General features: G+C 65.7%; 21 protein-coding genes. 5 read left to right on the top strand and 16 right to left on the bottom strand.

Annotation, left to right across the window (positions count from 1 at the left end; all coding sequences use genetic code 11):
• Window positions 1-276: 276 nt before the first annotated feature.
• The gene (gene phaP / locus U5782_RS37890; protein ID WP_322048985.1) at window positions 277-840 is read right to left on the bottom strand and encodes a TIGR01841 family phasin; all 564 of its coding nucleotides are present in this window, start codon (window positions 838-840) and stop codon (window positions 277-279) included.
• A 318-nt stretch (window positions 841-1,158) separates the two neighbouring features.
• Window positions 1,159-2,331 carry a porin gene (locus U5782_RS37885; RefSeq protein ID WP_322048984.1) on the bottom strand — a complete coding sequence of 391 codons (1,173 nt, stop codon included), beginning with the start codon at window positions 2,329-2,331 and terminating at the stop codon, window positions 1,159-1,161.
• Between the two features lie 386 nt (window positions 2,332-2,717).
• Here U5782_RS37885 and U5782_RS37880 point away from each other — a divergent pair, with 386 nt between their 5' ends.
• Window positions 2,718-3,716 (top strand): helix-turn-helix domain-containing protein, encoded by a 999-nt coding sequence (locus U5782_RS37880; RefSeq protein ID WP_322048983.1) that lies wholly within the window; start codon window positions 2,718-2,720, stop codon window positions 3,714-3,716.
• Between the two features lie 6 nt (window positions 3,717-3,722).
• Here U5782_RS37880 and U5782_RS37875 read toward each other — a convergent pair whose 3' ends face one another.
• Together U5782_RS37875 and U5782_RS37870 are read right to left on the bottom strand one after the other, a co-directional pair.
• The gene (locus tag U5782_RS37875) at window positions 3,723-4,634 is read right to left on the bottom strand and encodes a c-type cytochrome (RefSeq protein ID WP_322048982.1); all 912 of its coding nucleotides are present in this window, start codon (window positions 4,632-4,634) and stop codon (window positions 3,723-3,725) included.
• A 10-nt stretch (window positions 4,635-4,644) separates the two neighbouring features.
• Window positions 4,645-5,331 (bottom strand): c-type cytochrome, encoded by a 687-nt coding sequence (locus U5782_RS37870; RefSeq protein WP_322048981.1) that lies wholly within the window; start codon window positions 5,329-5,331, stop codon window positions 4,645-4,647.
• A 118-nt stretch (window positions 5,332-5,449) separates the two neighbouring features.
• Here U5782_RS37870 and U5782_RS37865 point away from each other — a divergent pair, with 118 nt between their 5' ends.
• Complete coding sequence (locus U5782_RS37865) at window positions 5,450-7,828, top strand: DNA polymerase II (protein ID WP_322048980.1); 2,379 nt, start codon at window positions 5,450-5,452, stop codon at window positions 7,826-7,828.
• Here the strand turns inward: U5782_RS37865 and U5782_RS37860 are convergent.
• The 5 genes from U5782_RS37860 to U5782_RS37840 all read right to left on the bottom strand — a co-directional run bounded on the left by U5782_RS37860 (window position 7,825) and on the right by U5782_RS37840 (window position 14,590).
• Window positions 7,825-8,409: a GNAT family protein gene (locus U5782_RS37860; protein ID WP_322048979.1), complete on the bottom strand. Its 585-nt coding sequence runs from the start codon at window positions 8,407-8,409 to the stop codon at window positions 7,825-7,827. The genes U5782_RS37865 and U5782_RS37860 overlap by 4 nt on opposite strands.
• 10 nt (window positions 8,410-8,419) lie before the next feature.
• Window positions 8,420-10,432, bottom strand: a complete 2,013-nt coding sequence (locus tag U5782_RS37855; RefSeq protein WP_322048978.1) for a heavy metal translocating P-type ATPase — start codon at window positions 10,430-10,432, stop codon at window positions 8,420-8,422.
• A complete protein-coding gene (locus tag U5782_RS37850; RefSeq protein WP_322048977.1) occupies window positions 10,429-11,463 on the bottom strand; it encodes an SPFH domain-containing protein in 1,035 nt (344 codons plus the stop codon). The genes U5782_RS37855 and U5782_RS37850 overlap by 4 nt, the downstream gene beginning before the upstream one ends.
• Window positions 11,460-12,536: a protease modulator HflC gene (locus tag U5782_RS37845; protein WP_322048976.1), complete on the bottom strand. Its 1,077-nt coding sequence runs from the start codon at window positions 12,534-12,536 to the stop codon at window positions 11,460-11,462. Before U5782_RS37845 ends, U5782_RS37850 begins: the two co-directional genes overlap by 4 nt.
• A 74-nt stretch (window positions 12,537-12,610) precedes the next feature.
• A complete protein-coding gene (locus tag U5782_RS37840) occupies window positions 12,611-14,590 on the bottom strand; it encodes a protease modulator HflK (RefSeq protein WP_322048975.1) in 1,980 nt (659 codons plus the stop codon).
• A gap of 337 nt (window positions 14,591-14,927) precedes the next feature.
• On the opposite strand from U5782_RS37840, the gene U5782_RS37835 reads away from it, so the two are divergent.
• Window positions 14,928-16,325: a sensor domain-containing diguanylate cyclase gene (locus tag U5782_RS37835; protein ID WP_322048974.1), complete on the top strand. Its 1,398-nt coding sequence runs from the start codon at window positions 14,928-14,930 to the stop codon at window positions 16,323-16,325.
• Window positions 16,326-16,503: 178 nt separating this feature from the next.
• On the opposite strand, the gene U5782_RS37830 is transcribed toward U5782_RS37835, so the two are convergent.
• The 3 genes from U5782_RS37830 to U5782_RS37820 all read right to left on the bottom strand — a co-directional run bounded on the left by U5782_RS37830 (window position 16,504) and on the right by U5782_RS37820 (window position 18,223).
• Window positions 16,504-17,223 carry a peptidoglycan DD-metalloendopeptidase family protein gene (locus tag U5782_RS37830; protein WP_322048973.1) on the bottom strand — a complete coding sequence of 240 codons (720 nt, stop codon included), beginning with the start codon at window positions 17,221-17,223 and terminating at the stop codon, window positions 16,504-16,506.
• A gap of 122 nt (window positions 17,224-17,345) precedes the next feature.
• Complete coding sequence (locus tag U5782_RS37825) at window positions 17,346-17,561, bottom strand: hypothetical protein (protein WP_322048972.1); 216 nt, start codon at window positions 17,559-17,561, stop codon at window positions 17,346-17,348.
• Between the two features lie 161 nt (window positions 17,562-17,722).
• Window positions 17,723-18,223: a flavodoxin family protein gene (locus tag U5782_RS37820; RefSeq protein ID WP_322048971.1), complete on the bottom strand. Its 501-nt coding sequence runs from the start codon at window positions 18,221-18,223 to the stop codon at window positions 17,723-17,725.
• A gap of 117 nt (window positions 18,224-18,340) precedes the next feature.
• Between U5782_RS37820 and U5782_RS37815 the strand changes: the two genes are divergently transcribed.
• Complete coding sequence (locus tag U5782_RS37815; protein ID WP_322048970.1) at window positions 18,341-18,850, top strand: DUF1697 domain-containing protein; 510 nt, start codon at window positions 18,341-18,343, stop codon at window positions 18,848-18,850.
• Between the two features lie 115 nt (window positions 18,851-18,965).
• Entirely contained in the window at window positions 18,966-19,631 is a 666-nt protein-coding gene (locus tag U5782_RS37810) for a DUF2278 family protein (protein WP_322048969.1), read from the top strand.
• Between the two features lie 39 nt (window positions 19,632-19,670).
• On the opposite strand, the gene U5782_RS37805 is transcribed toward U5782_RS37810, so the two are convergent.
• From U5782_RS37805 to U5782_RS37790, 4 genes are all read right to left on the bottom strand, one after another.
• Window positions 19,671-20,402, bottom strand: a complete 732-nt coding sequence (locus U5782_RS37805; RefSeq protein ID WP_322048968.1) for a copper homeostasis protein CutC — start codon at window positions 20,400-20,402, stop codon at window positions 19,671-19,673.
• A 19-nt stretch (window positions 20,403-20,421) separates the two neighbouring features.
• A complete protein-coding gene (locus tag U5782_RS37800; RefSeq protein WP_322048967.1) occupies window positions 20,422-21,393 on the bottom strand; it encodes an ROK family protein in 972 nt (323 codons plus the stop codon).
• Window positions 21,394-21,512: 119 nt separating this feature from the next.
• Complete coding sequence (locus U5782_RS37795; protein WP_415914487.1) at window positions 21,513-22,667, bottom strand: cysteine desulfurase family protein; 1,155 nt, start codon at window positions 22,665-22,667, stop codon at window positions 21,513-21,515.
• Between the two features lie 165 nt (window positions 22,668-22,832).
• Window positions 22,833-23,939 (bottom strand): FUSC family protein, encoded by a 1,107-nt coding sequence (locus tag U5782_RS37790; RefSeq protein WP_322048966.1) that lies wholly within the window; start codon window positions 23,937-23,939, stop codon window positions 22,833-22,835.
• Window positions 23,940-24,005 lie beyond the last annotated feature (66 nt).

Genomic DNA, 24,005 nt, shown 5'->3' with positions numbered 1-24,005 from the left:
GCGTTAAAGAGTCTTACTGGGTAGCTGTGTCAAAAGCGTGCTTCAAAGCGGATTCACACGCGACGCATCAACGACATGTTTGCGACACATGAATGAGCGTGTCCGCGTACCGTTACATAAAGATGACAAAAGAGGGAACAAACGCATTGGCGATGCGAATTGATTCAACCCAACCGTCGATCCAGATGAAAGGAGCGCGGCACGCAACGCAAATGCGTTGCGACCGCGTTTTTTTCTTGAATGCACTGAGATCCGCAATGGCAGATGCAATTGCCCTTACTTCGCGGCGTGAATAACTTGTGCGGCGTCCTGCGTGGAGGGCTGCTGAATCGGTTTAGCCATAACCGAATCGAAACGATTTTGAGCCGCTTCAATATTTTTCTGCGTCAGATTGCGCAGGTTTTCAGCCACATTACCGAATGCGGCGAAAGTCGAATTGAACGCCGAGAGATACGGCGCAGCGCCCGCGGGCGCATTGGCGAATGCCTTCACGCGGTCCTGCTGCGCTTCGGCTTGCGCCTGCGCGGCGTGGGTCAATTCGGATTGGGTATGCGTGGCGATGTCAAAGAGCTGACGCCCATACGACAGGGCTTTTGCGGCTGCCTGTTGCGAATGGCTCACCTGCTGCGTGAACAATTCGACGGGGGACGTGGTTTGCAGCGCGCTCTTGAGCGTTGCTTCGTTTTCGGCCAATAGGGCGCGGGTGGCCTGGAGATTCAACGCGACGATGGCTTCGACGCTCTTGAACGCGGGTTGCGTCAACGCGAAAAAGGCCGCGATGCCGGACTGGTAATGGGCCCGGAGTTGATCGGATGCGAAATCGTTCACTGGCTCGGTCATTAGACTATGCCTCATGGTTAGAAATGCTAAATAGATTGACTCATATGAGCCGCCATCCGATGCGACTCTCGACCACTCAAGTCCAGCAATGTGTGACCTGCTTACATTGCCGTAACGCCTCAGCTAGAGGTTTGATTCTAAGCCATGAATTTAACAATTTTGTGGAACGTCAAATTAGGTGAAAACCCTGGGCGATGCTAATTCGATTCGGAACGGGTTTATTTCTTGCAGTTGTCAGGCAAATCATCGGACCACGCGAGCGCGTGTAAGGGTCGGTCCCGTTGTCGGTTTCGACGCTCACGCGCTCTCTTTCGGAAGCTAGAAACCGTGAATCAGCGCAATGCGATAGAGCATCTGATTTTGTCCAGACGAAATATCCGCCGCGCCGGGAATATTCGCGTAGTCGAATTGCGTTCCCGTATGCGCGCTGACTGCATGCTGCCACGCGCCTTCCAGGTAAATCGACGTACGCGATGAAAAATCATAATTGAGCTTGAGGCTCAACTGATGCCATTTGGGATTAAAGCTGCCCGTAGTCGAGGAAAGATGGGCCTGTGTGTAGGTATAAGCCCCACCGAGATAGAGCGCATGCGTGAATTGATAGCGCGCGTTGACTTCGACATTATCGAATTTCCACGCCTGCCAGCTACCGCCCGCAGGCTGGGTCGGGCCGCCATCGGCGCTGAAATAGGCGTTGGCGCTGGGATCGTACACATCGACATGCGAGTACGCGAGTCCCACCAGCCAGTTCGAAAACGCGTAGTTCGCACCCACGCCGATATTCTGCTGCGAGCGGGAATTGAAGGTACTGTCCGTGACCGCGCCCGCCGTATTGGCGCTGCCATCCGTCGCACTGCTCGCGCCGTTGAGCTTCAGGTACGACGCCGCCAGCGTGAGTCCGCCATTCACGTACTGTGCGGCGAATCCATAAAGCCGGTTATTCGCAAAGCCACCCGCCTGGTTGCTGAACGCATACATGGCTTCCGCGCTCAAGCCGCGAAAAACAGGCGTGACGTATTTCACTGCGTTGTTCGCGTGGAACGAGTAATCGGTGTTGTCGTTGTCGTAGGGGTGCGCAAAGATATAGCCGGTCCAGTTGCCATTGGCGGTCATCGGCGAAAACATGTCCACGCTGGGGTCGTACTGGCGGCCTAGCGTGAGCGTGCCGTAGCGTTCGGATGTCACGCCCACGAACGCCTGCCGCCCGAATTGCCGGCCACCCTGGCCATTGCGTCCCGTGTTGACGTCGAAACCGTTTTCCAGCTGGAAGATGGCGTGTACACCGTCGCCGAGATTGTCGTCGCCCTTGAGTCCCCAGCGGCTGCCGTAGTCGTAGCCGCTTTCCAGTTGCCACGCGTCGCGCGCGCGTGCGTTGCTCGTGTAGTTGAGACCGTCCTCGATCTTGCCGTACAGCGTGATGCTGCTTTGCGCATGCACCGTGCCAGTGCCGATGCACACGGCGAGCAAGATTCCCAATGGCTTCCATTTCACTTCCGGTTCCCCCTCTATTTGAAGCTGGTTTATACGTTTGGGGGAACGAGTGTCGGCCACCGTAAATGGCAGACTAAGGGCCGACGCTGGAAGAGACCGTTATGAAATCCACATCAATCGGCGTGCTCAATTTCAGAAAAGCATCGTGTTTTACGTGACTTTCTGTCCGTTAGCTATCGTTGAACTGCACAAGTTCGCACACCGGCGCGAGCAGTCGACGCGTCAATAACGTCGCGCTTGTGGCTTTAAAATGAACTCGTTATGCTCTTTGCGCAAGACAGACGAATGGCGTTTGTGCGGCTACTTTCCCGCAATATCGGCAGTCGCCCGGCAAGCGCTTAACATAACGAAGGTATTCAGACGCGCTACCCGGGGCTATCGACATCGTGACAACAGAACCTCCCCACGGCGCGACGCCGCCGTGCCTGCACGATCACTTCAGCACAGCCCACGAGGCGCGCGGGCTGCAATTGCCCGCCTGGCGGCAACGCGTCGGTCATTTTCTCGATGTGCCGATTACGAACGCAGATCTCGCGCGCGGCTTTCACGGCACCATCGACAGTTATCGCAACGCCGATCTCACGTTCATGGACTGCTCCACGGACGTGCTTTCGCAGACGCGCACGGGCGCGCGCATTTCCACCGATGCCGTGCGCTCCTTTGTTTTTCATGTGCTGGTCGATGGCTCAATGGAGACGCGCACGGGCCTGCATCCGAAGCGCGTTGCGCTGCAAACCCGGCCCGGCATCCTCGCGCTCGACATGGGTCAACCCATGCACATGACGCGCACGGATTGCCGCGTGCTGGCGTTCTTCATGCCGCGCGCGCTGCTGGAGACCGTATTGCCGGAGCCGGAATCGGTGCATGGGAGCGCAATCGAATACGACGCGCCGCTTGCACGCCTGATTCCCGCCCAGATCGCGCATCTCGCGCGGCATATGGGGCAGATGAGCGCTGCCGAATCCTATGAAGCGATGCGCGCTTGCGCGTTGCTGATCGGCGCGGCATTCGGCAAGCAGGCGCGGCTCACAGGCAACGCGCGCGCGGCGGTACGGGCCGCCGCATTCGCGCAGGTGCGGCGCTATATCGACGAGAACCTGTATGAAACTGCGCTCACGCCCGACGAGGTATTGCGCGCATCGCCGCTATCGCGTCCCACGCTTTACCGGCTGTTCGAAAGCGAAGGCGGTCTGGCCGCCTATATCCGCAACCGTCGCCTGAGTCAGGCCGCCGAGGACTTGCGCCGCTATCCGCACAAGCCCGTGGTCGAAATCGCTTACGGTCTGGGCTTTGGTAGCCCGTCCGATTTCAATCGCGCATTCCGGCGGGCTTATGAGATGTCGCCGCTCGATTTCCGCCAGTTCACATTGCTCGACGCGCGCTAGCCGCATTCACGGGCTGCCGAGCACGTGCCCATTCACCGTCATGCCGTACATCGAATACGGCGTGTCGTGATATTGCGCGCGCGTCTGCGCCACCGAGCCCGTAAAACGCGGGTCCTGCGGCCGCTCGTGGCTGTCCATGAAAGTCGCCACGTCCCACGCTTCCTGATCCGTCAAGGTGCCGCCGAGCCCCAGCGGCATATTGGCCTTGATGAAACCGGCCGCATTCTGGATCTCGTGCATGCCCGCGCCCCAGTTGAACGACTGCGCGCCCCATAGCGGCGGGAATACGGTCTGACCGTTGCTGCGCTGGCCCTGGCCATCCGCGCCGTGGCAGACGGCGCAGTGCTGCGCATAGACCGCGCCGCCGCGCGCGTAATCCGCTTTTTGTGCGGGCGCGGGCAGCTTCGGATACCCGCGCCCCGCAAGCTTGCCGCCGACGGGCGCGCCCGTCGCGAGCCAGTACGCGTAGCTTTCGAGCGCGATCAGTACCGGGTCGCCGAGCGGTGGCGCCTTGCCGTTCATGCTGTAGTTGAAGCAGCCTTGCAGGCGCTCGGCGAAGGTGTCCACCTTGCCGGTTTTGCTGCGAAACGCGGGATAGGAAATATAGGCGCCCCACATCGGGCTTGCGTTGGCCTTGCGGCCCGCATCCAGGTGGCAATTCGCGCAGGTCAGCGTATTGCCCACGTAGCGGCCCGCAAACTGGCCCGTGTGCAGAAAGATCTGCTCGCCGAGTTTCACCTGCTTGCCGAAATCGCCGCTGGGCAGCGCATTTTCAGCGGGGGGTTCGAATGGGGTGGCGTGGGCGCTCGGGCCGTTGGCGGGTTCGGGCGTGGTCTGCGCGGCATCGACGCTCGACACGCCAACGATGCACAACAGCGCGGCGATCGTGCCGTGCTTGAGGACGAATGGCTTCATCATGGTCTCCCGCTTAGGGGTTTGCCGGTTGCGCGTAATACTGCGCCACGGCATGAATATCGGCGTCGCTGAGCTTGCTCGCGATAGCTGGCATCAGCGCAAGCGGACCGGGCGCACGCTTGCCGTTCTTCCACGCATTGAGCTGTGCCTCGATATAAGCGGCGGGCTGGCCCGCCAGCGGCGGAAACACGCTGCCGACGCCCGCGCCGCCCGGCCCGTGACACTGCACGCAGGCGGGCAAGTCCTGCTGCCAGCGGCCGCGCGTGGCGAGCCAGGCGCCGGTGTTGTCGGGCGATGCGTCGGCGGCGTCGCGTGTGCCGATCGCTTTCGGAGCAGGCAGGCTGCTGAAATACTGCGCCACGGCTTCGCGTCCGTCGAGCGACATGATCTTCGCGAAGGGCTGCATGATGCTGTTCTCGCGCGTGCCGTCGGCGAACGCGGCGAGTTGCGCTTCGATATAAGGCGCGCTCAAGCCTGCGAGACGCGGGAAACCCGCCGCCGCGTTACCCTCGCCGTTCGCGCCGTGGCAACTGATGCATGCCGGGATGCCTTTCGCAGTGCCTTGCGTCGCAATCGTGCGGCCTAGTGGCGATACCGAAGCAGACGCAGAATCCGGCTCCGCGCCGCCTGCCGGTAGCGCAACAACCATCGCCACTATCGCGGCTAAAGCAATCGAACGCGCGTGACTCTTCTCGTTCATGGCGTCTCCTCGGTTCTGTCGTTATCGGTACGGGTGGGTGAGCGCATTATCGCCTGTCGCGCGGCGGTACAATCGCACGAGTCCAGACAGGCCAGCGCTTAACCCTCCGAACCCTATCGTGATCGAGCAACAACCCGGCCTCGCTCCGGGCTTCATTCTGACCCGCCACTGGCGCGACACGCCCACGCACACCGAAGTCGACTTCTGGCTCGCGACGCCCGACGGCCCGCGGCAGTTGCGCCTGCGTGCGCAACCCTCGGTGGCATTCGTGCCGGCCACGCAGCGCGAAGCCGCGCAACGCACGCTCGAACGCGAGAAAGGCGTCGAATGGCGAGCGCTCGATCTCAAGGACTTCCGCCAGCGCCCGATCGCCGGGCTGTACGCGCCGCAATATCGCCAGCTCACGGGCGCGGCGAAGCGGCTGACGAAGGCGGGCATCGACGTCTACGAAGCCGATATCCAGCCGCCCGAGCGTTACATGATGGAGCGCTTCATCACCGCGCCCGTGCTGTTTCGCGGTATGGCGGATGAAACGGGTGTGCTGATCGACGGCGAAATGAAACCCGCTGCCGATTACCGGCCGTCGCTGCGACTCGTCTCGCTCGACATCGAAACGAGCGCACAAGGCGAGCTGTATTCGATCGCACTCGAAGGCTGTGGCCAGCGCCAGGTCTATATGCTCGCGCCGCAAAACGGCGACGCCAGCGCACTCGACTTCGATCTCGCGTATTGCGAGAGCCGTGCGCAGATGCTCGAATGCCTGAATACATGGATGGCGCAACACGATCCCGACGCGATCATCGGCTGGAATCTGGTGCAGTTCGATCTGCGCGTGTTGCACGCCCACTCGCAACAATACGGCGTGCCGCTGCGGCTGGGGCGCGGCGGCGCGGTCATGGAGTGGCGCGAACACAGCGTCAACCAGAATCACTATTTCGCCGCGGCGGCGGGCCGGCTCATCATCGACGGCATCGAAGCGCTGCGTTCGGCGACCTGGAGCTTTCCGTCGTTCAGCCTCGAATACGTGTCGCGCACGCTGCTAGGCGAAGGCAAGGCGGTCGACAATCCGTATCAGCGCATGGACGAAATCCAGCGCCGCTTCGACGAGGACAAGCCCGCGCTCGCGCACTACAACCTTAAGGATTGCGAACTTGTCACGCGTATCTTCGAGAAGACCGAACTGATCTCGTTCTTGCTGGAACGCGCTTCGGTCACCGGCCTGCCCGTCGATCGCAGCGGGGGATCGGTCGCGGCGTTCACGCATCTCTATCTGCCGCGCATGCATCGGCTAGGTTACGTGGCGCCCAATCTCGGCGATGTGGTGGGCGAAAACAGCCCCGGCGGCTTCGTCATGGATTCGCGGCCGGGTCTCTACGATTCGGTGCTGGTGCTCGACTACAAGAGCCTCTATCCGTCGATCATCCGCACGTTTCTGATCGACCCCGTCGGGCTGATCGAAGGCCTGCACGAACCCGGCGACGCGCATTCCGTGCCGGGTTTTCTGGGTGCGCGCTTCTCGCGCACGATGCACTGCCTGCCCGAGATCGTGCGCCAGGTCTGGGAGAACCGCGAAGCCGCCAAGCGCAATAAAAATGCCCCGCTCTCGCAGGCGCTGAAGATCATCATGAACGCGTTTTACGGCGTGCTCGGCTCGATGGGTTGCCGGTTTTTCGATCCGCGCCTCGCCTCGTCGATCACGATGCGCGGCCACGAAATCATGCGCCAGACGCGCGCGCTGATCGAGGCGCAGGGCTACGACGTCATTTACGGCGATACCGATTCGACCTTCGTCTGGCTCAAGCGCGCGCATTCGGAAGAGGACGCCACGCGCACCGGCCGCGAACTGGTGGCGCACGTCAACGCGTGGTGGAAGACAGAACTGCAACAACGCTTCGGTCTGGAAAGCGCGCTGGAACTGCAATTCGAGCGCCATTACTCGCGCTTTCTCATGCCCACCGTGCGCGGCGCCGAAGAAGGCAGCAAGAAGCGTTATGCAGGTCTTTCGCTTGCGAAGGACGGCAGCGAGGAAGTGGTGTTCAAGGGTCTCGAAACGGTGCGCACCGACTGGACGCCGCTTGCGCAGCAATTCCAGCGCGAACTCTACCGGCGCGTATTCATGCGGGAGCCTCACGCCGACTACGTGCGCGATTACGTGCGGCGTACGCTGGCCGGCGAATTCGACGATCAACTCGTGTTTCGCAAGCGCCTGCGCCGGCCCTTGAGCGACTACCAGCGCAATGTGCCGCCGCACGTGCGCGCCGCGCGTGTGGCCGACGAATATAACCGCGAAAAAGGCCGCCCTTTGCAGTATCAGAACGGTGGCTGGATCAGCTATGTGATGACAACCGTTGGCCCCGAGCCGCTCGAAACACTGAGCGCGCCGCCCGATTACACGTTCTATCTGACGCGCCAGTTGCAGCCTGTCGCCGATGCGATTTTGCCGTTCCTGCGCGAAGGGTTTGAAACCTTGATTTCCGGTCAGGCGAGTTTGTTTTAACGCGCGCCAAGCCGCGCCTGAAGCCCCGCGCGCACCTGCGGCCATTCATCGTCGATGATGGAAAAGCGTACGGAATTACGCTTGCGCCCATCGGGCATGATGCGTTCATGGCGCACGATGCCCTCCTGTTTCGCGCCCAGACGCAGAATCGCCGCGCGCGATTTCTCGTTGAGTTCATCGGTAGTGAACTGTACGCGCACGCAAGCGAGCGTCTCGAACGCATAGGTCAACAGCAGATACTTCGCCTCGGTATTGATCGACGAACGCTGCGCCGATGCCGCCAGCCACGTATGGCCGATCTCCAGCTTGCGATTGGCGCGGTCGATCTTCCAGAAACGCGTGCTCCCGACTACACGCCCCGTATCGCGCCGCACGATCGCAAACGGCATGACCGTGCCCGCGACCTCGCCTTCGCGCGCGCGGGCGATATAGGTGTTCACCGTCGACGGATCCGGCACGACCGTCACCTTGAGATTCCAGAGTTCGCCATCGGCGGCGGCTTCGACCAGCGCGCCCGCATCGGCTTCACGCAGCGGGCGCAGTTCGACCGCTTTGCCGGTCAGGGTGGGGGTGGTGTTCATCGTCTGGAACTCATGGGTTGATATCGGCCAGCACACCGGGCTTTTCGTCATCGCGGCGCAGCAGGCGTCCCGCGTTGGCGATCACGACGAGCGTGCCGACGTTATGGAGAATCGCGGTCGCCACCGCGCCGAGCACGCCGAGCGCCGCCAGTGCAATCACCGCCACCGTCCACGCGAGGCCAATCGCGGCATTGGTGGTCGCGATACGCCGGCAGGCACGGCCAAGGCGGATGCAGTCGGGCAGGCGGCGCAGATCGTCGGCGAGCAGCACGACATCGGCCGAGGCCACGGCGATGTCGATACCACGCTCGCCCATCGCCACGCTCGTCGAGCCGGCCTTGATCGCCAGCACGTCGTTCAGGCCGTCGCCGACCACCAGCGGATGATGCCCCGCGTCGATTTCAGCCAGCACGTAATCGAGCTTGTCGTGCGGCAACGCCTGCGCCACCACGGTGTCGATGCCGACCTCGGCCGCCAGCCGCCGCGCGACGTTTTCGCGGTCGCCCGTCACCAGCGCCTCGCGCGCGATGCCGAGCGCGCGCAGGTCGTCGAGCGCGCCGCGCGCTTCGGGGCGCAGCGTATCGGCGAAACCGAACCACGCGAGCAGACGGCCATTCAGCGCGAGCCCCGCGCAAGGGCCGTCGATATCGGCGGGCGCCGGCGGCAGCGGGCTCACGTGCTGCGTGAGCAGATCGGCTCGGCCGAGCACGGCGACGCCTTGCGGCGTATGCGCAATCACGCCCAGACCGCGCAGTTCGCGCGCCTCGGCAAATGGCGTGACGTAAGCCTCATGAGCCTGCAAGCTGTCCGCCGCGCCTTCGCGCACGAGCGCGCGGCAAACGGGGTGCGCGCTGCTCAATGCGAGCCGCGCCGCCAGTTCGCGCGCCTGCGCTTCCTCTACGCCGGGTTGCCACACCGTGCGCGTCAGCCGCAACTCGCCGTGCGTCAGCGTGCCGGTCTTGTCGATCACGAGCGAATCGATCTCGGCGATCTTGTCGAGAAACGCCGTGCTGCGAAACAGGATGCCGCGCCGCGCGCCCGCCGCGATCCCCGCGATGGCCGTCGAGGGCGCCGCCAGCACGAGCGCGCACGGGCAGGCCGCGACGATCACCGCGAGCATCGCCTGCGCGTTGGCGCTCACGAACCAGACGATCGCCGCGATCAGCAGCACGAGCGCGAGATACGCGTCCATATAGCGTTCGAGCGCCTGCGTAATGGGCGGCTTGGCGGCTTCCGCGCGCTGCATCAACTCGATCACCTTGCCGAGCGTGGAAGCCTCGCCCACCTGCGTGATCTCCACGCGCAGCGGGCCGTCCAGATTGATCGCGCCACCATAGACGCTCGCGCCCTCGCCTGCATCCTGCGGCAGCGATTCGCCGGTGATCGGGCCGTTGTCGATACTCGAACGCCCCTGACGCACGAGGCCATCGGCGGGAATACGCGCGCCCGGCAGCACATCGACGAGGTCGCCCGGCCGGATCGCCTCATACGCCACTTCTTCGATCGCCCCCGACGCGCTCACGCGCCGCACCTTGCCCGAGGTCAGTCGCCCGAGTGCGCGTATCGCTTCCTGCGAGCCGAGCACGCTGCGCTCTTCCAGCGCGTGGCCGAAGGTCATGACGATGGGCAGCAGCGCGGCCGTCGTCATGTCGCCCACGGCCCAGGCGCCCAGCATCGCGAGCGCGATCAGGCGGTCGGTCACGCCATGCAGGCTCGGCGACTTGAGGCTGTGCCACGCGCCCGCGAACACCGGCGGCGCGACGATCAGCGACGCCGCCGCGGCGAGCAGTTGCGCGACGGTCGCGTCGCCGCGCGCGCCCGCGGGCGAGAGCCACGGCCACGCCAGCGAGAGCAGCAGCAGACCGCCCGCGAGCAACGCGAGCAAGGTATGGCGCGTGATGGCGCGGCGCTCGGCGGCGGACATCGCGTGCGCGGTAACGTTTTGTGTGTCGGCCACGTCCTGCGGGGCGCGCTCAGCGTGCAGGTCGACGCGGCGACCGAGCGGTTCGTAAGGCGTCGTCATGGCGCACGCCCCGGCAGCACGAGACTCGATGCATCGTTCGGGTCCAGCGTCGTCACGCGCGCGGCCTTCGCCAGCACGGCCTGCACGCGGTCGCGATAGGCGCGTGCCGCCAGCCCCGGATCGTGGTTATCGGCGAGCGCCGCTTCGAGCTGCGTGATCGTCGAAGTCTCCGATTGCGCGGTGGCGACGCGCTCGGCGGCACTTGCCTGCGCATCCTGGACGACGCGGTCGGCGTTCTGCTGCGCGCCCTGGCGCGTCTTTTCGGCGACAGTGCGGGCCTGCGCGACATCGCGTTCGGCGCTTTGCATCGAGTTCAGCACGGCGTTGAAGGCGTCGATGGCGGAAGCGGGAAACGCGCTCTGCACATCCACGCGCGCCACCTCGATGCCGAGTCCCGCGTGCGCGGCGGCGAGCGCGTTCAGGTGACGCTGGATCGCCTGCGCGAGGTCGCCGCGCAGACGCTCGCGGCGCTCGGCCATCTGCTGGTCGGCGGCCACCATTTCCGGGCGCGCAACGAGGATCGCGTCGAGGTCGCGTTGCGCCGCCGTCTCCACCACGGCGGCCGACACCACGCGTTCGAGCGCCGCGTCCAGATTGTCCAGTTGCAACGCGTAGGCGTAGGGATCGCTCACGCGGTAGAACAGCGTCACGCTCAACTGCACGACGCCGTTGTCGCCGGTGAGCACGTAGCCGGAACCGGCCTGCGCGTCGCTATCCAGGCCGAGCGTCGCCGCGACGCGCGGCTCGCGTTCGAGCGCGAGCACGCGGTGTTCGAGCACGCGCTCGCTGCCCGGCACGAGCAGCACGTCTTCGAATGGGCGCGGCCACGCCACCAGCAGCCCCGCGCCCTGCTCGCGCACATAGGCGCCGAAGCGCGTCACCACGGCGCTGGAGTCGGCCGGAATGCGGCGCACGTTGGAAGTCGCCCAGGCAAGCGCGGCCAGCGCCGCCAGCACGGCGACAAGCCAGAACGACAGGCGCACCGCCTGCGCGCCCGGGCCGAGCCTGGACTGAAACTCGGGCGTGCTCATCGGCTGTGTCCGTGATTGCGCGCGGGCGCCGCCGTTGCCGACGTCGCGTTATCGACCGGCCCGCCCATGCCCGGCGGCCCTTGCACCAGCGCGCGGAACGGCGCCGCGTCGGTGCGCAGGATCAGGTTGGTATTCGTGTTGACCACCGAGCCGAGCGTGTCGAGCGAGCGCAGCATCGTGTAGAGCTGCGGGTCGGCCGCGTAGCTCCTGCCGTAGATCGCCGCCGCGTCCTTGCGCGACTGCGCCTCGATGGCGGCGGCCTTCACGTTGGCGTCGGCGATCAGCACGCGCGCGTCGCGGTCGGCATCGGCGCGAATCTGCGCGGCCTCGCGGTTGCCCTCGGCGGTGCGCTGCGCGGCCACCGTTTCGCGCTCGGCGCGCATGCGCTCGACCGTGGCCGCGAGCGTCACGGCGGGCAGCGTCAGACGCTCCAACCCCACCTGCACGACGTGCACGCCATAAGCGGCATAGACCTGCGCATCGATCTGGCGACGCAGCGCTTCCTCGAACGCGCCGATGCGTACCTGAGAGGGATCGGTATTGACGAGCGAAGCGAGATCGAAACCCGCCGAGGTGGTCTGCAAGGCCGAACCGACCAGCGAGCGGATCTGCCGCGCCGCTTCGTCGGGCTCGTTGCGCACGGCGCGCACGAATCGGCCGATGTCGTTCGCATTGGCGGGCACGCGCCACGCCACCCAGGCCTGCACGATGATGCGCAGGCCGTCGCGCGTGCCCACGTCCTGCAGGCCGCTCGACGTCGTATGCAGGCGCAGGTCGACGGGCACCGCCGCCTCGATCGGCGCGGGCAGGCGCCACGCGAGCCCGGGTTGCAGGAGCACGCGCACCGGGTCGCCGAAGCGCGTGACCACGGCGGCCTCGCCTTCGCGCACCTGCACGAAGCTCGCGACCATCAGCGCGACGATCACGCACAGCGCCGCCAGCGCCACGCGCAGCGCGAAACGCGGACGGTTCGCGGGCGCGCCGGGTTGATCGTGCGAATGCCCGTGTGAATGGCCGTGCGCGTGACCGTGATGATGGGAGTGCGCATCGCCGTGTGCGTGTAAGAGACCCACGTTCAAATCACCTTGCTCAAGAGGGATATCGGTTCGTTCTGAAAGCGCCCTGCGCCGCGTTGCCTCGCCATCGCTCACCATGCGGGACGCACGCCCGCCGCCGTGGCGGGGGTGAGCGCGCGCAGGTCGATCGTCGCGCGGTTGCCGCTCGCGAGACGATCGTCGATCACGGTCAGATTCGCGTTTTGCAGGCCTTTTTGCAGCGCATGCAGGTAGTACTCGAAGGCAAACGCGGGGCCGCCCAGGCCCTGCGCGATCACATCGGCGTCGAAGGCCGTCTGCTGCACGCGCGCGGCCGCGAGCGTATCCGCGCCGTTTGCCGCACCTTGCTCGATGGCCTCGATGGCCTGTTGCTGCGCGCCGCCCACGGTGGCCGCCGCAAAGCCGCGCGCCTCCACCACGCTCGCCTGGGCGCGGATCTGCGCGGCCTGCACGCCGTGATACGCGGCCGCCGCGCCAGTGGGCGGATGCACGCTTTCGATCACCACCGCCACAACCTCGATACCGCCGATGGTCTTGTCGAGTTCATGCTGCACGATGCCGCGCAGCGTCGCGGCCATCGCGGTCTGCGGCGTGTCGAGCAGCGCGGGCAGCGTGCGCGCGGCGAGATAGCGCACGACCTCGCGGTTCGCGATCGCGCGCACGGTCTGGTCGAGATCGACCGTGCGATAGAGCGCCGCGCGCGCCGCCGCGTCGCACAGGCCGATGCGGTAATCGAGTCGCACATCGGCGCTGACGATCTGGAAGGCCTGCTGGTCGCCGCTCGTGCCCGCGATCACCTGGGTCGTTTCCCACGGATGCGCGACGTCCCACAGGCGGTTCAACGCTGCGGGCGTGGCGCCATCGGCGGAGGGAGCGAGCGGGACGGGCGCGGCGCGCTGGCTCGCGTTGGCATCGTCGTTCGCGCTGCCCGAGACGATCAGCTGATGGATCGCGCCGTTGTCGATCACGCGTGCGCGACCGAACGGCCAAGGCAGGCCCGCATGCAAACCGGGCTGCCAGACGGCGACCGGCGCGCCGAAGCGCTCGTACACGGCGCGCTGATCGGGGCCCAGCACCGTCACGCCGCCAAGCAGCCAGCCCACCAGCAGCATGACCGCGAGTGTGGCGGGCAACAGGCGCACAAAGCTTTGCAGCGCCCAGTTCTGGCGCAGGTCGATGCCGTAGCGCGCACGCAGTTGCGCGTCGAGCGTGGCGAGGGGGCGGGCTTGCGCACCCAGCAGCTGCGCGATCGTGCTGGCGAGATACCACTCTTGTGCGGGCGGCGTCATGGGCGCGGCGAACCACGTCCACGCCGCGCGTGCCGCCAGTTCGAGCGCCACCGCGCCGCTCAGCACGGCGATAAGGCGCACGAGCCAGGCGGGCGAGGCGCCTGCGCCACCTGCAATAGCGGACCAGGCCACCGCCGCCGCCGCACCGAGAGACGCAACGAGCAGCACACGCAGAAGCGCCGCCAACGCCGCCGCCCCGTGCGAGCGTTCGCCTTGCTGCGCATGAATGCGTTCGACGAAGAGCGCGCCGAAGGCGAGCGCCAACGCACCCGCTCCCGCCACCATTAGCGACGCCTGCGCCTGGCCGCCCTGATCGACGGACGCCGCGGATTCGGGCCACAGCCAAGCGAGCGCGGCAAAAGCGAGCGAGACGAGCGCGAGCAGCGGCGCGACCCACGGCCGCCACGGCAATGCGCGCAACAGTGCGCGAAGATCCGGGGTATCGGCCTTGGCGGCTTCGGCGTGATGGTCCGCGTCCGCGGGCGTTTTGCGCCGCAAGGCGAGCCATGCTAGCGCGAGCAACGTTTTCCAGAGCGGTTGAGCAGTCGTCGCGAAAACTCGCTCGACATACAGGCGCGTGCCGATCACGGCAATCACGATATCGAGACTCGCGCTCGCCAGCACCGCGCACCAACGCGCGTCGAATGGCAAACGCGGCACCAGCGCGAGCGCACCGAACACCACCGCCAGCCCCAACGCGATCACGCCGAGCCGGGTCTCGCCCCGGCGGCCAGCGAACCAGCCATACGCTTCGCGACTCTCGCGCACTGCGCGCTGCACCATCAGGGCTCCTTACATAAATATTACGAAGATCGCTTCGGCAGACGCGCCAGCCCAGCGGGGTTAAAGCGCGCCCCAATGTAGCGCGCTCGATAAGGAAACTCAACCTTGAAGCGACACGCCAGCGCGCCCGCGGCGGGGTTCACGGGCACGCCAGGCCACGCGGAATCGGCGCACAATAGCTCGCTAAGGCAAATGAAAAAGCGAACGACAAATCGCCTGGCCGTCGGCATCGAAAAGCCCACGCGCGCGGCCGCCAATGCAGGCCGCATGGCATGGCGACACACGCCGATCCCGACGCACCCACCACGCACGCATAACCGGAACCGACACGCCACTCATGGACGGCTTGCTGATAGGACCGGCGACACGCAGGCAGGCGCTCATCGCCAGTGCCTGCGCGCTCGCGATACTGCTCACGCTTGGGCTCGCCGCGCCGCGCGCCCATGACATGTTGCCCGCCGTCGCACCGTTCATGCCGATGTGCGCGCTCACCGTGTTCACGACCTCGGGCATCGCGGCCTTTCTGCTCGGCGCGCGCTTCGCCACCACGCGCCTGCCGATGCTCGGCGCGCTCGGCGGCGCGTATGCGTTCACGGCGATCGCCGTGGCGCTCCAGTTGCTGATGTTTCCTGGCGTCTTCACGCGCACCGGGCTGCTGGGCGCGGGCCCGCACAGCGCCGCGTGGATGTGGATTTTCTGGCACGCGGGCTTTCCGCTGCTCGTGATCGTCGCCGAACTGGTGCGCACGCGCACCGCCGACGATGTCGGCGCATCCGCTCAGTCGGCGGCTGTCGCCGGGCGCGGCTGGCTGCTGATCGCCGGGCCTGCCGCGATTGCCGTGCTACTCGGCCTCTTTGTCACCCAGGTGGATCTGGTCGAGCCGTGGCGCGCGTCGAGCAACGCCCCGCTGCCGCTGCCGCCGTCCAGCCTCGGCGCGAACCTCGCGGGACTGGCGATCTGCGCGCTCAATGTCGCCGCCATCGCCGTCGTGCTGCTGAAGGGACGGCTGCGCCTCGTGCTCGATCTGTGGATCGTGGTGGCGCTGCTGGCCTCATTCGTCGACGCCGCGCTCAACACCTTGAGCATCGAACGTTTCACGCTGGGCTGGTATGTCGCGCGCGTCTTCAGCATGCTCGCGCCGGGCGTGCTGGTCTGTGTGCTCGTGTGGGAGGTCACCGCGCTTTATCGACGCCTCTCGGTCGAGCACGCGTCGCTGGTTCAGACTTCGGCGCGCGATGCGCTCACGCGCATCTACAACCGCAGCTATTTCGATGAGCAGTTCCGCGTGGCGTGCGAGCAAGCGGCGCAGCGCATGCGCCCGCTCTCGCTCGTGATGATCGACGTCGATCACTTCAAGCGCTACAACGACGCTTACGGCCATCTGCATGGCGACGCCTGTCTAGCCGCCGTGGCCGATGCGCTCGCGCGCACGCTGCGCCCCGGCGACTTCGTCGCGCGCTATGGCGGTGAGGAATTCGCGCTGGTGCTGCCCGATACGGATACGCAGGAAGCCGGCGCCATCGCCGAGTGCGCGCGCGCGGCGGTCGCCGAACTGATGATCCCCACCCCCGTCGCAAGCGGACAGATCACGGTGAGCGCGGGCTGCGCCACGCATGGCGCGGGCGCCTCGCTCACCCCGCGTGCGCTGATCGAAGCCGCCGACGCCGCGCTTTATGCGGCCAAGCGCGGCGGGCGTAATCGTGTTGCGCATGCCGATGCGGGTGTCGCGTCGTGAGTGGCGTGGGTCATCGTCTGGCCCAGATCCGAGGTCACACCCAGCGTCACACCCAGAGCCGATAAAGCCAGAACGATTCGTCTGCGGCGAAGCCGCGCGCGTTAGCCGATTTACATGGCCTGATCGACCATGCGCTGCAAGTGCGTCTGCGGAAAGCGGCGCGCACCTGGCCAACGACTTATTCGGCGACCGGCCCGGACCCTGCCGGCAGATGCGCGAGCGGATCGACCGCATGACTGCCCTCGCGCATCTCGAATTGCAGGAGCGCCTGAGCGCCGCTGCGCGTGCCCATTTCGGCGATGGTCATCCCCTGCTGCACCGCGTCGCCTTCGTGAACGAGGATCTTCCGATTGTTGCCGTATGCGCTCACGTAGCCGTTGTCGTGCTTGACGATGACCATCAGGCCGTAGGACTTGATGCCGCTGCCCGCATAAACGACGCGTCCCGCCGCTACAGCCTTGATCGGCATGCCGGCGCGTCCCGCGATCTCGATGCCGCGCGCGCCGTCCGCGCCGAACTCGTGCACCACCACGCCGCTGACGGGCCAGATGAACTGCCCCGCTGCGGCCGGCGCATGCGACTCCGAAGGACTGAGCGCCAGCTCGCGCGGCGAGCTGGTCCAGTCCGGCGGCGCAACCCGCAGCGTCTGCGCGACCAGCAAGGTCGTGCCGGGCGCGAAGCCATTCCAGCGCGCGATGTCTTGCGGCTTGCGCCCGAAGCCAAAGGCCACGCTATCGAGCGTATCGCCGGGCTGCACGCAGTAGTAGCCCGCGACGGCCTTGCTGCAAGAGGCCGTGAAGAGTGAAGTGTCGGCGCCCGCCTGGAGCGCGCATCCCGAAACAGCGGCGCCCGCGGCAAACAGGCCGCTCCAGATCGCGAGGCGCCATCGCAAATTCATGCTCGATCTCATTAATTCGTCATCCTGCATTTTTACTGAGCGGAGCATTATGAAAGAAGCCCGTCCGTTTCTATCTTGATTTCAGACGCGCGCCGCTTTCCCGGCTGAAGCGATGCCGCGCGTCAAGGCTTGAGATATGAGGCATCGAGCGGCTCCGCGCGATCGGCGACGGAGTCGCTCGGGCGGCTCGCGTGATGCGTAGACGCTGCGCGACGCGCTTTGTGATGCTTGCTGTGCGTGGTGTGGTGATGCGAGGGTGCGGGAGCGGCGGCTGGCACCTGCGCGTATGCGGCGGCGCAGGCGAAAAGAGCAAAGCTGGCGAGGATGATGCGCTTCATGGCGGTCCCTTCCAATAACGGGTTGAGAATCGACCCAAGCTTGGGTCGTCTCCCGCATAAACGCCGCCCCTGCTTAGGAGTTGACGATGCCTGCCGGGCTCTGACAATCCTTTACAACACTGCCCGATGCATAGTCACAAAGCAGTCGTCATCGCGCGCCGCTAGAACACGCCCAGCACGAGTCCCGCCGCGAGGCCCGCGCCCAGCTCCGCGCAGCGTGCGAGATCGTCGGCGCCGATGGTCTTGGGCGCGAGGATGCGCTCGGGCGTCTGCGCGTGCGTGCAGACGATGAGGCCATCGGCGACGGACTTGAGCCGCCAGCCCGTGGCGATGCGATCAATCTGGCGCAGGGCGTTCTGCCCATCGCTGCCCGCGCAGATCATGGCCGCGTAGGGGCGACCGTTCACGCGATCGAGCGCCGCGTAGTAGCAGCGGTCGAAAAAGTCCTTCATGAGCCCGGAGATCGCCGCGAGATTCTCAGGCGTGGCGAACAGATAGCCGTCAGCGGTGAGCACGTCGGCGGGCTGGGTCTCGTGCGCGCGTTGCAATCGGATCTTCAGGCTGTCCGCGCTTGCCTGTTCGCGCGCCGCCGCAGCGGCGGCTTCGGCCATCTGCTGGGTGCCTCCGGTCATCGTGTGATAGACGATCAGCAGCGTCTTCATGTGTCAGTGCCCGTATAAGTCGCCAGGTAACCGCACGCGCGCCGGGATAGCGCACCGCGCGCGAGCGATGATACCGCGCACGGGACATGCCCCGGACGATCCCGGTATCATGCCCCGATGCCTACCTACATTGCTCTGCTACGTGCCGTGAACGTCGGCGGCACCGGCAAACTTCCCATGCCCGAACTGCGCGCGATGTGTGAAGCGCTGGGCTTCACGAACGTGCGCACGTATATTGCGAGCGGCAACGTGGTGTTCGACAGCAAGCTCACCGCGGCAAGCGTCAAGAAGCGACTCGAACAGAGCCTCGAAGACTATGCGGGCAAGCCCGTCGGCGTACTGCTGCGCAGCGCGGCAGAGATGGCCGCCGTACTCGCGAACAATCCGTTCGCCGATGCGCCGCCCGATCGCACCGTCGCCCTCTTCCTGGACGCCGCGCCGCCCGCCGATGCATTGAAGTCGCTCAGCGGTCAGGGCACGGAACAACTGGCGCTTGGTGCGCGCGAAATCTACATTACCTACCCGGATGGCATCGGGCGCTCGAAGCTCAAGATCGCCGCGGCGAAGGACGGCACGGCGCGCAACATGAACACCGTCGCCACGCTCGCCGAGTGGGCGACGCAATAAATTACGCGGCATTCAACTACGCGGCATTCTCGCGTTATCCGCATCGGATCGCTCGCAGCACAACTGTCACGCAACCCCCTTAGCATGGTTCGTTTCGATCGAGGAGACGTGAAAAATGTCGCTTCCCTATGGCTATGCGAAGGGCAAGATCGTGACGGCGCCGCAACTCAAGTCCACGCGGCGGCCCCATGAAGTGCAGTACCACCTGCACTTCGGCCTCTCGGTCGCGGGTGCGCAATGGGACGTCGCGGTCAACGTCGGCACCACCGATGCGGACGACTTGCTCAAATACAAGCTGCCATTCGATTTCCGCCATGCGGTGCTGGCCACGCTCAAGGACGCCCCATCGGGCTCGCAGAACCTGACCGGCCAGGCCGCACTGCCCGCCATCGATTTCCAGCGCAGCGACTTTCTCGCCAATACCGGCAAGTGGCGCGACAGCGACGTGATGGACGGCTCGGACGCCGTCGAGCCGGTCGCCACGCTACAGCGTCTATTGCTGCGCGCGCAGCAGGCGGGTAACGATGTCTATGTGTTCGGCCGCTTCTACAGCGAAGGCGACGGCCTGCACGACGTCCATATGAACCAGGGGTCGAAGGGCGCGTTCATCCACCGCCCCGGCGACGACAGCAACGACCACAACGACATCTGGCAAGACGGCGCGCTGCTCGTCGATCTGGGCGAGCCGCAATGGGCGCTCTACGTGGCCGCGTTCGACCAGCAATACCTGCCCACCGACGATCTGGGCAACCCCACGGCGGATTCGCAGCCGATCTCGTAACAGCGGCTTAACTGCGCGCCGTTTGCTCCCGGCGCGCGTTCAGCCCATCGACGCGAGCGCGTGCTTGAGCGCACGCACTGCGCTCGCCGACGTGCTGCCCTGACGCGCGGGAAAGAAGCCCAGTTCGACGCCTTTGCTGTCGTCGTGCGCGAAGGTTTCGCGACACGACGCATGCACTTCCTTCGCGCCCGCGGCCTGCACGATACGCGCGGCGTTATCGGCCGATATACCGCTGCCAGGCAAGATGCCGATGCGCCCCGCCGCCTGCCGCACGAGCGCATAGAGCATCACGATCCCTTCCTCTGCACGCACCGCGCCGCCCGACGTCAACACACGCTCGAAGCCCAGCGCGATGGCCGCTTCGAGCGCGCGCGCCGGATCGGGTACGAGGTCGAACACGCGATGCAGCGTGGCGCCCAGTCCATGCAACTGCGCGCGTGCCTGTAACGTCTCCAGCAGTTCGATGTCGAGCGCACCGTCGGGCAGCGCCGCGCCGAGCACCACGCCCGCCAGCTTCGCGGCGCGCACGGCGTCGATATCGGCGAGCATCGCGGCCGCGTCGGCGGGCGTCCAGACGAACGAGCGCGCATGCGGGCGGATCATCGCGTAGACCGGAATGGGCGCGCGCGACGCAGCCGCGATCAGGCCCGGCGTGGGCGTGAGGCCGCCGAGATCAAGGGCGGAGCAGAGTTCGATGCGATCCGCACCGCCCGCGATGGCGGCTTCGAGGCCATCGACGCTATCGACACAGACTTCGAGCAAAACGGTCATGGTGGTGGTTCCTGTGTATTTACGCTTGCCGCGCAAGCAGCGCTGCACCGATCAGGCCGCCTTCGTCGCGATAGCGTCCGGGCACGACCAGCGGCTGTTCGCGCCGATGCAGCACGCGCGCCCGCACGGCCAGATCGAGCCGCTCGATCAGCGCACTCGCCGAGGCGAGACCGCCGCCCACCGTCACGACCGACGCCCCCGTGATGTTGACGACCGCGGCGAGCGGGTCGGCGACCAGTTCGCGCCAGGCGTCGAGCGTGCGTGTAGCGGCGGCATCGCCTTGCGACCACGCGGCGAGTATCGCGCGGCTGTCCTGGGTGGCCCCGCTATGCAAATGCGCATGCAAACGCTCGATGCCGCGCGCGCCACCGATCGTATCGACGCAGCCCGTTTGGCCACAGCCACACGAAAAGCGCGGCACGTAAAGCGGTTCTGCTTCGCTATCGATTACGCACTGCGTGTTGACGATCGGCCCGTGGCCCCACTCGCCCGTCACACCGCCCGCGCCGCGTATCAGCCGCCCGTTTGCGACGAGTCCTCCGCCCACGCCCGTGCCGAGCACAGCGGCGAACACCACGCGATGCCCCGCGCCCGCGCCAGACACGGCCTCGGCGAGCGCGAGGCAATCGGCGTCGTTGGCCGCGAACACGGCGCGGCCCAGCAGCGCCGCGAGCTCGCTCGCGAGTCTGCGGCCCGTAATGCAGGGGATATTGGCGGAAAGCGCTGCGCCGTCGAGCGGGTCGATCAAACCAGCGATGGAGAGCGCGAGCGGCGCGCGATGATGTTCAGTGTCGAGATGCGCGTGCGCGGCAAGCAAGTCGCCGAGCGCATCGGCGAACTGGGTCCAGTCGTCTGTGGGAGTCGGCTGCTTCGCGAGCAGCGTGAGCGAGCCGTCGGCGGCGCAAGCGGCGAGGCGCATGAACGAGCCGCCGATATCGGCGGTGTAGATCGTGGGCGCGTGCGTTGCGATGGAAGAGGCGGGATCGGGCATAGGAGGCTCGTTTCACTCAACGCCCGCGCAAAATGCGCGCGCCGCCCGGAACGTTCCGGGCGGCGCGGGTGGGCGTTATCGCCCGATACTTTACGCGGCTTTGTGCCGTGCTACGCGCGTTATGCCGTAACGCGCGGCTCGCATTGCGCCACGACTGCGCGCAGACAAGCAATCGCGTGATCGACGTCCTGTGCCGTGGTATAGCGGCCGAGGCTGAAGCGCAGCGTGCGGCTGGCCGCCTCGGCATTCAGGCCGATCGCGCTCAATACATGCGACGGCGCGCCCGAAGCCGAATTGCATGCAGACGTGGACGACACCGCCAGATCGGCCGCAAGCATGAACGGGAAGAAACCGTTCGAGTGGATCGTGAGGCTCAACGTATGCGGAATCCGTCGCGCGCCGGTCGCGTTCTGCTGCACGATGTCCAGGTCGCGCAAACCGTCGAGCAGTTGTGCCGCGAGTTGCGCGATGCGCTGCGTGTCCGTTTCCAGGTGCTCGGCCGCCAGCGCGCAGGCCGTCCCCATGCCAACGATCTGGTGCGTGGCAAGCGTCCCCGAGCGCAGGCCGCGCTCGTGGCCGCCGCCGTGCATCTGCGGCGCGATGCGTGCGGCCGCCTCGCGGCTCACGTACAGCGCGCCAATGCCCTTGGGCCCATACACCTTGTGCGCCGACATCGACAGCAGGTCGATACCCATCGCCTTCACGTCGATCGGCGTCTTGCCGAGCGCCTGCGCCGCGTCCACGTGCAGCAGCGCGCCCGCTGCGTGCACGAGCGGCGCGATGGCGGCGATGTCCGTGAGCGTGCCGATCTCGTTGTTCACGAGCATCAGCGAAACGAGTCCGGTGTCTTCGCGCAAGGCCGCTTTCACGGCTTCGACGCCAATGCTGCCGCTCGCGTCGGGACGCACATAACTCACCTGCATGCCGCGCTGTTCGAGGCTTGCCATGGTGTCGAGAATCGCCTTGTGTTCGAGGCAACTCGTGACGAGGTGGCGTCGCGTGGCGGTTTCGGCGAAACCCTTGAGCGCGAGATTGTTCGATTCGGTCGCGCCCGAGGTCCAGACGATTTCATCGGCCGATGCGCCGATCAGCGCCGCCACCTGGGCGCGCGACTGTTCCACGAGCCCGCGCGCCTTGACGCCCGCCGCGTGGGAACTGGAAGCCGGATTGCCGAACGCGCCTTCGATGCCGAGGCATTCGCACATGGCCGCGATCACGCGCGGGTCGGCCGGCGTCGTGGCCGCGTAGTCGAAATAATGCAGTGTGTCGCCCATTCTGTTTTTTGCTCGATTGCGTCTGGAATGGGGACTTATGCTACGTGGCACGCCGTAGAAAGTGGTTCCAAATTCCGCGCCGTCCGGCGCCTGGCGAAGAATTATTTTCTCTTCGCCGCAAGGGAGCGAGAAAAACGGCTGCGCGAAGGCAGCCGCTATCGCCCGTTATTGCGTCGCGGCCTGTTGTGCGGCGTCGCCCAGATGTTCCGTGTGCATGGCGTTCAGGCGCGACAGCAAAATGCCGTAGCCGGTGAGGTGGCCAAGATAGACGCTCGTATAGACGCCCGCCGCGGGCAAGGCGTCGACGAGAGCATGGAGCGCCGACATCGGCAGCGGCCGCATCATCAGCTCCGGGCGCTCGACGCGCAGATCGGCCACGAGCGCGAGTTGGCGATGCGCTTCGACAAGCCGCGCCAGCCCCTGGCGGAAATCGTCTTTCCATTGCGCATTCAAGGTTTCGAATTGCGCATTGAACGTGTCGAAGGTCTCCAGAAAATTGACGACCGAATCGAACAGTTCGTGATAGCACCAGAAAAGCGGCACGCGCACGCGATTGCGTTCCAGGTGCGCCGACACCCACGATTGCGCGAGATCGGCCTTCAACAGATCGTGCGCCTCTTTGAGATTACTGCTCGCTTTACGCAGCGCCGCAGTCGAGGCGCGCAATTGCGCCTGGTCCAGCGTGCCGTTGGCGATGTCGTCGAGCAGCTTGAGCGCGCGCTCGTTGCCTTCGTTGACGAGCGTATTGGCCCAATAGCCGTGATCGGGCGGAAACACGATCTGCTGAATGACGAAGCCGAGCAGCATGCCCAGCACCACGCCGATCAGTCGCTGCTCCAGCAGCGGAATATGTTCGCCGGTGTAGAGCACGAGCGTCATCGGCACGGTGATGCTCGTCATCTGAAACACCGAGGGCCGCACGCGCACGATCGCGAAGATCACGATGGGCAGCAGCAGGACGCCGAGCCAGAGATGCGGCGCGGTCAGCCAGATCAGGAGCGTGCCGATCGGCATGGCGACCAGATTCGAGGTGACGCGCTTATAGAAATAGCCGCGCGCCGCGGAAATCGAACTGCCGAGCGCGAGCGTGAGCATCGTCGAGCCCGCCAGCGCGACGGCCGCGTCCGGATAACCGAAGTGATAGGGAATCGAAAAGCCGATCCACATGCCGAGCGTGAGCTTGGTGTATTTCGCCATCTCGGACAGGGAGAAGCGCGCGAGTGCGCGGCGAAATGGCGTGAGCGGTTTATGAACGTAGGAATTGGGCGTCATGGCGGCGAACGTGACATTCGGGATTCAGGCGACACGCAAAGCAGCGGCGTCGAAGCCAAGATGCTA

The sequence above is a fragment of the Paraburkholderia sp. J67 genome (assembly GCF_905220265.1).
Taxonomy (GTDB): domain Bacteria; phylum Pseudomonadota; class Gammaproteobacteria; order Burkholderiales; family Burkholderiaceae; genus Paraburkholderia.
This window is presented reverse-complemented; position numbering and strand designations above follow the sequence as displayed.